This is a genomic window from Clostridium sp. 1001283B150210_160208_E6 (assembly GCF_015669365.1).
GTDB classification, from domain to species: Bacteria; Bacillota; Clostridia; order Clostridiales; family Clostridiaceae; genus Clostridium; species Clostridium paraputrificum.
Map to the genome: position 1 here is coordinate 1 of NZ_JADPAA010000019.1, position 12670 is coordinate 12670.

10 protein-coding genes and 1 pseudogene are annotated in these 12670 nt (G+C 30.5%); 1 reads left to right on the forward strand and 10 read right to left on the reverse strand.

Annotated features, from left to right (window positions below; all coding sequences use genetic code 11):
• The 9 genes and pseudogenes from I4V16_RS15395 to I4V16_RS15435 all read right to left on the reverse strand — a co-directional run.
• Positions 1-241: pseudogene (locus I4V16_RS15395) on the reverse strand (transketolase); the annotation flags it as partial.
• 17 nt (positions 242-258) lie between these two features.
• Positions 259-1758, reverse strand: a complete 1500-nt coding sequence (gene glpK, locus I4V16_RS15400) for a glycerol kinase GlpK (protein WP_195966926.1) — start codon at positions 1756-1758, stop codon at positions 259-261.
• 10 nt (positions 1759-1768) lie between these two features.
• On the reverse strand, positions 1769-2710 hold the full coding sequence (locus I4V16_RS15405) for a transketolase family protein (protein WP_195966927.1): 942 nt from the start codon (positions 2708-2710) through the stop codon (positions 1769-1771).
• 12 nt (positions 2711-2722) lie between these two features.
• The gene (locus I4V16_RS15410) at positions 2723-3541 is read right to left on the reverse strand and encodes a transketolase (protein ID WP_027099743.1); all 819 of its coding nucleotides are present in this window, start codon (positions 3539-3541) and stop codon (positions 2723-2725) included.
• 155 nt (positions 3542-3696) lie between these two features.
• A complete protein-coding gene (locus tag I4V16_RS15415) occupies positions 3697-4701 on the reverse strand; it encodes a LacI family DNA-binding transcriptional regulator (RefSeq protein ID WP_099327737.1) in 1005 nt (334 codons plus the stop codon).
• Positions 4702-4844: 143 nt separating this feature from the next.
• Positions 4845-6122, reverse strand: coding sequence for a DUF4038 domain-containing protein (locus I4V16_RS15420; protein WP_055253657.1), 1278 nt, complete (start codon positions 6120-6122; stop codon positions 4845-4847).
• Between the two features lie 3 nt (positions 6123-6125).
• Complete coding sequence (locus I4V16_RS15425) at positions 6126-7541, reverse strand: L-fucose/L-arabinose isomerase family protein (RefSeq protein ID WP_195966928.1); 1416 nt, start codon at positions 7539-7541, stop codon at positions 6126-6128.
• A gap of 86 nt (positions 7542-7627) precedes the next feature.
• Positions 7628-8920 carry a PTS transporter subunit EIIC gene (locus I4V16_RS15430; RefSeq protein WP_111937157.1) on the reverse strand — a complete coding sequence of 431 codons (1293 nt, stop codon included), beginning with the start codon at positions 8918-8920 and terminating at the stop codon, positions 7628-7630.
• A gap of 327 nt (positions 8921-9247) precedes the next feature.
• On the reverse strand, positions 9248-10102 hold the full coding sequence (locus tag I4V16_RS15435; protein WP_111937156.1) for an alpha/beta hydrolase: 855 nt from the start codon (positions 10100-10102) through the stop codon (positions 9248-9250).
• A 227-nt stretch (positions 10103-10329) separates the two neighbouring features.
• Between I4V16_RS15435 and I4V16_RS15440 the strand changes: the two genes are divergently transcribed.
• Positions 10330-11814, forward strand: coding sequence for a prolyl oligopeptidase family serine peptidase (locus I4V16_RS15440; RefSeq protein WP_111937155.1), 1485 nt, complete (start codon positions 10330-10332; stop codon positions 11812-11814).
• Positions 11815-11857: 43 nt separating this feature from the next.
• On the opposite strand, the gene I4V16_RS15445 is transcribed toward I4V16_RS15440, so the two are convergent.
• A complete protein-coding gene (locus tag I4V16_RS15445) occupies positions 11858-12586 on the reverse strand; it encodes a MurR/RpiR family transcriptional regulator (protein ID WP_195617444.1) in 729 nt (242 codons plus the stop codon).
• Between the last annotated feature and the right edge of the window lie 84 nt (positions 12587-12670).

Here is a 12670-nt window from a genome sequence, read left to right on the forward strand (position 1 = left end):
TTGCTAATGCACTATATAGTACTGGAGCTGCATGACCTTTTGATAAAACAAATCTATCCCTATTTTCATCCTTTGGATTTTCAGGATTAATATTTAATTCATTAAAAAATAGTGTAGTAACTATGTCTGCCGCTGAAAGTGATCCACCTGGATGACCTGATGCTGATTCTGTTAACATTTCTACTATGTCTTTTCTAATTTGTTTAGAAATTTGGGTTAATTCATCTTTATTTTTTTTCATGATACACCTCTATTTATTTAATTGCTTTTGTACATAAATAACACACTTTCAACTGCGTTATCCCAACCTTTGCATAACTCTTTTCTATTTACTTCATCTATTTTAGGAAGGAATTCATCTTCCCCTCTATCTAAATTTATTATTTCATCTATAGACTCCCAAAAGCATGTTCCTAATCCACCTAAGTAAACTGCGCCCATAGCTGATAGTTCTTCAACTGAAGATCTTATAACCTTTATATCTAATAAATCGCATAAAAATTGCATTAAAAACTTATTAGTTGTAGCGCCACCATCAGCCTTTAGCTCTTTTATTTCAATCTGGCTTTCTTTGCTCATTTCTCTTACTACAGCATTAATTTGATAGGCTATACTTTCTAATGCTGCCCTCATTATATGTCTCTTATCTGAACTTCTTGATAATCCTACAATTGAAGCTTTTGCATTGTGACTCCAGTATGGGTATCCCAAACCTAAAAAGGCTGGTACTAGGTATACTCCTTCATTGCTATCTAAAGATTCTATCCCTTCTTGAAATTCATCAAAATTAGAAAACATATTTAAATTATCCTTAAGCCAATTTAAAGTATCTCCATTGCTATGAATTATTCCCTCTAAAGCATAGTTTGCTCCATCCTTTGTTTTCCATCCCAAAGCAGAAACCAATCCATTTTCAGATTTCATTAACTGACTTCCAGTATTCATAAGCACAGAACATCCTGTTCCAAAAGTTGCCTTAACCATTCCTTTTTCAAAGGCTCTTTGCCCAAATAATGCCCCTTGAGAATCCCCTATAACACCACATATAGGAATTTCTATATCAACTAATCCCTCAATATTTGTATACCCAAAAATATCATCACAATTTTTAAGTTTAGGCAACATTTCCTGGGTAATACCAAATATTTTAATAAGTTCTTTATCCCAAGATAAGTTATTTATATTTAACAACATTGTCCTACTTGCGTTAGTGTAATCTGACACATGAGCTTTTCCATAAGTAAGCTTCCATATTAACCAGCTTTCAATTGTTCCAAGTAATAGTTCTCCTTTTTCAGCCTTTTCTTTTGCACATTCAACATTATCAAGAATCCATTTAACTTTTGTTGCTGAAAAGTAAGGATCTAATACAAGTCCTGTTTTTTCCTTTATCTTCTCTTCTAACCCTAAATTCTTTATCTCCTCACAAATCTTAGTAGTTCTTCTACACTGCCATACTATAGCATTATGAACTGGTTCCCCAGTTACTTTGTCCCATACAACTACCGTTTCTCTTTGATTTGTAATAGATAGGGAAGATATCTCTTCACCCCTTAAACTGTTTTTCTCTATTAACTCCTTTAGTAAAGAAATTACATTTTCATATATCTCAATAGGATTGTGTTCAACATAATCTCTCTTAGGATATATTTGGTTGTGTTTTTTACTATTTTTATAAATAATTTTTCCTTCCTTATTTACTAAAAGAGCTTTAGAACCTGCTGTACTTTGATCTATTGCAATAATATACTTCTTCATAGCCTTGTACCTATCTAGTTTTTTCAATTAATTCTTTAGCCAACTTCACTAAGTTTTCTTTACTTAAGCCATAGTAATTAAATATTTCTTTACTTGTTCCTGTAATTGCTGCTTCGTCCTTAATACCAACAATTTTCATTGGAACTGGTGCATTTTGTACAACTACTTCTGATACAGCAGCTCCAAGTCCACCATAAATGCTATGTTCTTCCACAGTAATAATGTGCCCTGTTTCCTTAGCTGCTTTTATAATAGCTTCTTTATCAAGAGGCTTAATAGTATGCATATTTAACACTCTACATTTAATTCCTAATTCTTTAAGTTCATCTGATGCTTCAATTGCTGGTTTTACTGTTTCTCCTGTTGCAATAATTGTTATATCTTTTCCTTCTCTCATAACATTAGCTTTACCAATTTGAAAGTCAAAATCAGTTGATTCATAAACATCATCTACAGGATTTCTTCCTATTCTTATATAAGCTGGTTTATCATATTTAGCTAATTCTCTTACAAGTTTTTCTGTTTCAAACCTATCTGCTGGTAAAAATATATCCATATTAGGAATAGCTCTCATTACAGCAATATCTTGAAGTGAATGATGGGACATTCCTAATGCACCATAGCTTACTCCTCCACTTATTCCTATTAACTTTACATTAGTATTTGAATATGCAACATCTACCTTAACTTGTTCTATACTTCTCATTGTTAAGAAACAAGCAGGTGATGCTGCAAAGCACTTCTTTCCTGTAGTTGCAAGTCCTGCTGCTATTCCAACTAGGTTTTGTTCTGCTATTCCAACTTCAACAAATTGCTTAGGATATTCATTTGCAAAGTTTGTCATTGATGCAGAACCTCTAGAGTCACTTGTTAAAACATATATATCTTTATCATCCTTTGCTAGTTCCATTAATGTATCACAAATTACTTGACGATTAGCTATCTTATTCATTATTAATCCCTCCTATAAACTATTAAGTTCTTTCATTGCAATCTTATATTCTTCTTCAGTAGGTACTCCATGATGCCACTTTGCAACATTTTCCATGTATGATACACCTTTTCCCTTTACTGTATTAGCTATTATCATAGTAGGCTTGTCCTTTTGAATTGAATCTTTTGAAAATGCTTTTAATAATGCTTCTATATCATGACCATTTAAAACAATTACATTCCAACCAAAACTTCTCCATTTATCTTCAAGAGAATTTAAAGCCATAACATCTTCTGTACTTCCTGATATTTGAAGTCCATTTCTATCTATAATTGCAGTTAAGTTATCTAGCTTATAGTGAGCTGCTGCCATAGCTGCTTCCCATACAGAACCTTCTGCTAGTTCTCCATCTCCTAATAATGTAAACACTCTATAATCTTTTTCATCTCTTTTGGCACCAAGTGCCATTCCTACAGATGCTGAAAGTCCATGACCTAATGCCCCTGTATTAATTTCAACTCCTGCATTTTTGTTATTTGGATGTCCAATTAAAGTTGAACCAAACTTACTATAACTCTCCAATTTCTCTTTTGAAAAATATCCTTTATCAGCAAGAACACAATATAATAACTCTGCTGCATGACCTTTGCTCATTATAAATCTATCTCTATCTTCATTTTTAGGATCTTTTGGATTAACATTCATAACTGAATAATAAAGTGTAGTTACTATATCTGCACTAGAAAGTGAACCTCCTACATGTCCAGCTTTTGCGCTGTAAACTAAATTAACTACATCTTTTCTAATTTCTCTAGCTTTTTCATTTAACTCTAATACTAAATTATTCATTACTTTCCCTCCCATATTTTATCCTTTACCCTTATTATAAATATTTAGTACATATTTTTCAATAAATTTAGTAAATATTTTAGTATTTTTAAATAAATTTTTAGTTCAGGCAAACAAAAAAGAGCTGACTTTATTAAATCAGCTCTTAAAACCTTTTATATAACACTTTTTCTTTCAACAATATCAGTAGATATTTGTACTTTTAGTTTTCCTTCATCCTCTTCTTCTATCTTTTCTATTAGTCTATTAATAGAAACCTTGCCTAATCTTTCAACATCTACTCTTACAGTAGTCATTGGAGGATTTATCATATCACTAAATGGAATATCATCAAATCCAACTATGGACACATCTTCAGGAATTTTAATTCCTTTTTCATTCATAGCTTTTATTGCACCTAATGCAATAATATCATTAAATGCAAACAATGCTTTTGGAAGTTTTATATTTTCATTTGATAATATCTCTTTAAAATCTCTATAGGCTCCATCTGTAGTTGGTTCTACCTTATACATATTCTCTTCATGAACCTCTAGGTTATGCTCTTTCATTGACTGAAAGAATCCTTCTTTACGACACTTAAAGTTGCTAATATCTACAGTACTACCTATATAACCAATATCCTTAATACCTCTATCAATTATATATTTAGTAGCTAAATATGCTCCTCTATCGTTATTAATAAGAACAAAATCACAATCCTTAGCTTTAAAATAAGTATCTACAACTACCATTGGAATATTTAGATTTTCAAACTCACTAAAATCTTCTTCTTCCATCTCAGTTCCTAAAAGCAATATTCCATCTACTCTCTTTTGAGTAAATATTTTTTGTATATCTTCCTTAGTATCTTTTCCAGCTTCAACTTGAGTAATTAAAAGTTCATACCCACTATTTCTGCAAGTTCTTTCACAAGATTCAATTAACTTTGAAAAGAATGGAGTATCTGATAATATATATCCATGTTTTTTGAATTTTATCATTCTAATTATTTTATCTTCACTCTTTTTTTGAGTTTTGAAGTATCCTAATTCTTCTGCTATCTTCACTATTCTCTCCTTCGTTTCTTTCCCTACTCCTTTTCTGTTATTAAGGGCATTAGAAACTGTTCCAGGAGATACTTGTGCTAATTTTGCAATATCTTGCATTATTGTCTTCATCTTTTTCTCCTTACCTTCTTATGCTAATTTCTTTTTATTCACTATTATAAGTATATCCTATTTTTAAATAAAAACAAACATATTTACTAAATATTTATCACTTTCATGTATATTTTTAGAGAAATAAAGAGATTTAACAAATGTTAAATCTCCTTTTCTAATATTATTAATCCATCCTGTTCAAAATTATGCATGTGAATAGTTGTTTTTCCATCTACAACTTCATAGTTAGGTATACAAATATTCTTATCTTCTAAATCCATAATTTTAATGTTATAATCCGATAAGTCTAAATCAACTTTAACAGTTGTATTAACTGGAACATAGATAAATATTTTATCTTTTTCTAATGTACCAGCCATTCTAATATCTTTAACTTCGTTTAATATTTTATCCATAGGAACAAGCTCTCCTATATTATACATTTCAAAAATATACTTTATATAGCCATAATCCCAAGCTCCTGGATACTTAACTGCATCGTTCCAAGGATTAGGGGCATCAAAACCTTCACCTATTCCAAGTCCAAAATTTTTATTTATTTTATGCCAGCTATAAATACCATGAGCTCCATAAGTCACCCCTGCTGATGCACCAGAAAGTATGCTCATCCAAGCTGCTCTTCTAACATCGTATCTATAAAATCTTCCGTACATTCTTCTACTAAATCCCATTTGTTCATAACATGGTTCAGAATTTAGTAAAGGCTTTGCTGGATACTTTTTGTATAGAGTTTCTGCTAATAAATATGGCATAGCTAAGTTTTGCGCATTATGACCAGATTGGTACATATAAAAATCTATTTTATCAATAAACTCTTCTGGAATTTCATCTAACCTTCCTTTTATATGAAGTGTTTGCAACAAGTTTGGTACAAGCTCTCTTAATAAATTTGATGCCTTCATATAATACTTTTTAGTATCCTCTGTATCAAAATCAGTATCTCCACTAATTACATACATAGGTTCTAAATCTGAGAAAGTACCATGTACCACTTCTACATATTTATCAATAAAATCATATGGCATTATATTTGAACTATTCATATTGCTTGCCCATGTTCCAGGGACATAATTGCACCATAAAACTACTAATGCTAATTCAAACCCTTTATCTTTAGCCATTTTGCACATAGTTTTTGCACGTTCAAAATATTCCATATTAAAATCAGTAAATTCAAAAGTCTTTTTATCCTTTGTAGGAAGAGGATAGTAATTAAGATCTGTACCACTAGCATCCCACTGTGGCATAATATTTATTTGTAAAACGTTAAACCCTTGCATCTTTCTTAGGTTTAAATAATATTCCCACTCTTCAATTGTTATATTTGTAAATGCACTCCAACATGTATCTGCTAAATAAAAAAACTTCTTTCCATCCTTTATAAAGGTTCTTTGGTTGTCACTTACCTTTACAGCCATATTTTATTCACCTCTTAATTGCTCTTTTACTTTTTCTTCTATATTATCATAAAAATCAGGAGTTAAATATCCTAGATACTTACATGCTTCGTATATTTGAGGAAGTATATCTGCATGAATTCCCACACAATGATGGACATATGGACCACAAACCAACTTTTCTTCTAATCTCTTTAAGTTTTCCACTTCAATCCATACATAAGTTCCTTGATTAAATGGTCCTTCTATACCTTTAGCATGTCCCATTAATAATGAATATTCTCCATTATCACCATCAAATCTAATTATAGACATATCTCCACCAATAAGCTCTCCATGTAACGCTCCTGGATGAGAGTGATTAAATGCAAATGGTGCTCCAAAGCTTGGTTTTCCCTTCATTAATGAAACAGGCCATGGGCCACAATGTTGTAAAAGTTCTCCATTTGGATTTGTTGGATGAGGAACTGTCCAATCTGCAAAGAAAGGTTTAACTTTTCCCATAGTAGCTGCTTGAGCTATTACTGATGTAATAGCACCATGAATATCTGTTTCACAAGCTACAGGAATTCCCTCATCACTTAATAGTGAGTTTGCAACGCAAGGGAATATTCCTAATGCATCTTGCATTGAGTTCCAGCATTGAATTGCAACAGCTTTACATCCATACTTGTTAGCAAAGTTTTTCATAGCTATTTTTAAAGCAGCTGTTTTTCTTACTCCATCCTCACTTACATTAATTATCATTTTTTCTTTCATATAATTAACTACATCTTGTAATTCTTGTCCATTTTCTTCTACTAATCTGTTCATTTCTTTTTGAACATCCACCATAGTTACAGGATGAACCTTAATATTAAACTTTTCTAACAACTCTCCCTCATTAACCATCATTGTCCAGAATCCAGCTGGTCTAGTTGAAATTTGTAATACTGTTAAGTTTCTAATTTCCTTTACAATATTACTAGTTGCAATAAATCTATTAATTCCATCTTCAAATTGCTTATCTTCTACATCACACATTGTTAAATAAGAAAACTTAACTCTAAATCTTCTTAATATCTTTCCTGTTGCAAAAAGACCACATTGAGAATCTCTAAGTCTTGCTCCATTTTCTAAAGGGCTTTCATCCTTAGGTCCCCATAAAAGAACTGGAAGATTAAAGTTTTTAGCTACCTTCGCTACTAAATCTTCTGTTCCAAAGTTACAATGTGGAAAAAATAAAGCATCAACCTTTTCACTTGTTAGTTTATCAACTATAGGTTGAACATGACTTTCATCAAATAATAACCCCTCTTCATTTATATCTTTAATATCTACAATATCAATATTCATAGATTTTAATTTATCCAATATAATATCATTGTATTTTATAGCATCTTCTCTACTAAAAATATTTCTTCTTGTTCCTACAACACCTAATCTAATTTTACACTCCATAAATTACCTCTCCTCTATAATTAATAAGAGTTTTCAGCTAATGACAGCCTCAAACTCTTATTGTCTATTATTTTATATTTTGAACACTATTGTGCTAATGTTTCTTCTGATAAAACTTCTTCACTCTTTAAAGCTTGTTTATCTAACACTTTGAAGAATGGGAAGTATACTAACATACCTATAGCTATTAAGACAACTTGAAGAACCGCTACTTTCCACCCACCTGCAAGTACACCATTTACTAATATAGGCATACCAAAAGGAACTTGAACTCCATTCAATCTTGGCACTATATTAGCTGCAATTGCTAAGTAAGCTACTAAAGTTTGAATTAACGGAACAGTTATAAATGGTATTGCCATAATTGGGTTTAATATTAAAGGCAACCCAAATACTATAGGCTCATTAATTGTAAAACATCCAGGTCCAACAGTTAATTTTGCAATTGCCTTATGTTGCTTAGCTTTTGAAAATATAAGCATTACTAATATAAGAGATAAAGTACCACCAGCTCCTCCTATTCCTGCAAATAATCCATAGAAAGTTTTACCCATTATATTAGGTAAATCAGAATTTGCAACTCCTGCCATAACAGCTTCCATATTCATTGTATCCATTGGTAAGTATAAAGCACTTATAAAACTTCCTACAACTAAAGAACCATGTAGACCAAATACCCAAAGTATCATTTGAATTAATATAATAAATAATAATGACCATATTGATCCAGATAGATTTTGTAGTGGTGCTGCGATTATACCATATACAAAATCCGCAAAAGAACCATACTTAGTTAAAGAGAATCCAAAAGCAACAAATACAAATAAGAACCCTACTATAATCGCCGGAAACAGACCTGCAAAAGTATTTGACACTACAGGTGGTACACTCTCTGGCATTTTAATTATTATTTTCTTATCAAGGAATAAGCAATATAATCTACCTGCAATTAAAGCTACTATCATAGCTCCAAATAATCCCTTAGCACCAAGCCAACCAATATCTAAATAGCTACCAGTTTCAAAGTTAGCTAATGGAGTAATAATTAAGAAACAGAATGCTGATATACATCCAGCACCTATAGCTTTTTGCCCTAAGTTTTCAGCTAAACAGTAAGCTACAGTAAAAGATGCATATAAAGCAATAAGACTAGTTGTTAGTGTTGACGCCGCCATTAAATACGTTCTTATACCTGCATCAGTTAAAAATTGTTTCCATGCATCGATAGGTAATACAGCTAATAATAAAGCTATTGATCCAATCATTAATAAAGGCATCAACATCATTAACCCATTTGATATTGCAGAAAGGTAATTGTTAGTTTTCACCTTTTCAGCAAATAGCATAACCTTGTCCATAATTTGTTCTTTGTCTTTCATCTTAACCCCTCCAAATTTATAAATTAGTTCTTCTAATTTTTTAATTGATCAATTATTACAATACTAATTATAAATGGTATTTCTAAATTTGTAAACCTTTTTACAAATAAATATTTACTAAATTTAAACTAAATTTTATTAAATTTGTGCTATTTTCTTTTATTATCCCCTTTCAACTGAAAAAAAACTACATTTTAGTGCTAACACAACCATTTCTATCAACTTAATATTTAGTAAATACTGTATAAACTTCCCTTATCTGTATTTGTATAAAAAAAAGAGTGCTATTCCCTTATGTAATAACACTCTTTTTCTATAAAATATTTATTAATCTATATAATCTGAAAGCCACTCCATACACAAATCAAACCAACGTATTACATGATTATTAAAATGACTTTCCTTTCTAGCTGTTGTTCTATCACACAAAGCAAGTCCATGCTCACCCTTCTCAAAAATATGAAGTTCAAAAGGAACATTGTTTTCTCTTAAAGCTAGTGAATACTTAATTATTCCAGATACATCAACCAACACATCTTCAAATGTATGCCACATAAAAGTTGGTGGTACATCTTTACTTACTTTGTTTACTAAATTAAATTTAATCAAATCCTCTTCAGTTGGGTTATCAACCCCAAAAAATCTTTCATTTTGGCTATATCTTAAGTCAAATATTTTGCTACCAAAACCCTTCTCCCCTGGTTCTGCAGGATTTGCTTCCATTGCTGTGTAACATAAAATAGATGCACATAACTTTAAATCCTCTAGGGTAACATCCGCTTTATCTGCAAGTTCTTGATTTACCATATTTACACTTAAATTTGCAGCTAAATGCCCACCTGCAGAGAAACCACATACTATAACTTTTTCAGTATCTACTAGCCACTTGTCTGCATTTTCCTTTACTATCTTCATACATTTTGCAAGCTCTATTAAAGCATGTTCTGGTGTATTTTTATTTACATCTCCAGTAGTATACCAAAGTACAACACTATGCAATCCAACGCTATTAAATTTTAATGCTATTGGCTCTGCTTCTCTATCACTTGTAAATGCGTATCCTCCACCAGGACAAACAACCACTAATGGTCTTTTCTTACCAACATTATATTCTTGTGATTTATGAAGAATATATGTGTCTAAATAGGCAGTTTCATTAATTTTAATTCTCTCATTATTCATTTTATACTCCTCCTAGCATAACGTATATTAATATATTATCACTATTACAATCGCAAAGACAATATATATTTACTAAATATTTTCTAAATATAACTAAATTTTGTGCGAATTTATATATATATTTATTTACTTATTTTTTATTTTATGGTAATATTTAAAATGTAATCGATTATAAAGAATTCCTATATAGGAAACTAATTTATTTTAGAGTTTTAGGAGGGTAATTTATGAAAAAAAAATTATTTGTATGTATTTTTTCTATCCTTTTAGTTTTTTCATCCCTATCTCACGTTAGTGCTAAAGATAGTATTCAGGCATCCGGCACTTATAGTATGACAGTAGATGTATTTGATTGGGGTCCAAATGTTACTAAAATAATAGTATCTCTGGATACTCCTATTAATGAGATAGATAAATCAAAACTTAATATAAAAGAAAGTAAACAGGCAATGGATTCTACAACGATGACAGAGGGTGTATACGAATTTGATCGTAAAATTTCCGATGCATACTTAAGTGATGAAAAAGGAAATATGGTAGAGACTTCATCAAAATACTTTACTATAGAAATGGACCTACATCCTTCAAATGGCAGTATATTATACTATGATAAATCTACTGGACATAATATTTGGGCAGATCCATACGACTTTATTATAGATCTTAAAGAAGGTGAAGTATTAGAAAGTGGGAAAAATATTGTAGATAAACTTAATATTAATAAAACTGCAGTTAAAAAAATTTTTCCAAAAGCAAGCTTATTTAAAGAAAGTGCCTTTACTTATGGTGATGTAGAGCTAAAATATGGGGCTTATTCACCTCAAGACGATTCCAATAAAAATCCATTAATAATATGGTTACATGGAGCTGGAGAAGGAGGAACTGATACAACAGTAAATACATTAGGAAATAATGTTCCATCTTTAGCTGGGAATAAAATACAAAATTTCTTTAATGGTGCTTATATACTAGCGCCTCAAACTTCAACAATGTGGATGGATGATGGAACAGGAAACTATACAAAAGATGGGACAAGCATGTATACAGAACCATTAATGAAATTGATAGAAAACTATGTTAATAATAACCCAGATATAGATACTAACAGAATATACATCGGCGGATGTTCTAATGGCGGTTATATGACAATGGATATTATTTTTAATTATCCAACTTATTTTGCGGGTGCATTCCCAATTTGTGAAGCTTATAGTAATGAATGGATTACTGATGATATGTTAAACTCAATAAAGAACATTCCAATTTGGTTTACACATGCTGCTAACGACCCAATAGTAAATCCAGAAACAACTACACTTCCTACTTACGATAGACTAATTCAATTCGGAGCAAAAAACGTACACTTATCATACTTTGATGATGTTCACGATACAAGTGGTTTATATAAAGGGGAAGACGAATTACCATATCAGTATAACGGACATTTTACTTGGATATATGCATTAAATAACGAATGTATCGATAACAATGTATCAATATTTGAATGGCTTTCAAAACAAACTAAAGAAGTGCCCCAAGTAACTCCCAGCACCCCGGACTTAGAAACTCCTGGCGAATCTCAAGAAAATAATAATACAATTCCTAAAACAGGAGATAAAAGTAACTTAATCATTTTATTCTCATTAATAATTATATCTAGCCTATATATATACTCTTATTTAAATGAAAATTCAGATAGAAATAAAATTTAAACCAAATCTTTAATCAAGGTGTCGATATATTCGACACCTTTTACTATTTATAATTTGCACATAATGTATTTAAAATATATAACAAGGAATACATCCCTTCCCCATAGAAGGAATTCTCCCCACATAGAAGTATTAAATCAAAATACTTAGTAAATTCATTTTCCGTATTTTCTGTAATAAGAATAGTTTTACCCTTCATTTCAGATACCATTTTCAGATTTTCTTCAATTGTAAAATAATTTCCCTTGAATGAAATAAAAATAGCTAAATCATTGTTAGTTAAAGTTTTCGCTTCCTTTTCAACAGAACTTGTAGGAAAAACTTCAACATATTTTCCTTTCATCATCATTCTACATTGAAATTCTAATGTTATAGCTAGGTTATTTTCAAAACCAAAAATAATAACTCTTTTAGCATCCTTTATAAGCTTAATTGATTTCTCTATAATATCATTAGATAAATTATTCCTTGTAACCATTAGTCCATTTATTATCTTTTCATAATAACCTTCCTGACTAAAAGCCTCATATTTGTAAACTTCATTAGGCATTTCTAGAATTGCCTTTACATTTGTGAAATTCTTTAACCCAATTTCTCTAAAAAATCTTGTTGCTGTTGAAGGTGAACAAGCACATAATTCCGAAAACTTCTCTAAATTCATATCCTTTACTTTATCTATATTATTAATAAGTTTCTTTGCAATAATGATATTAGTATCATTATCTGAATGTTCCCTAATATATTGAAATAATACCATTAAAATATATTCCATAAAAAATAATCCTCCAATAAATTCTTTTGACATTATATCATCTAAACATCAAAAAAACAATTGAAGGACTATTGCAATATATCT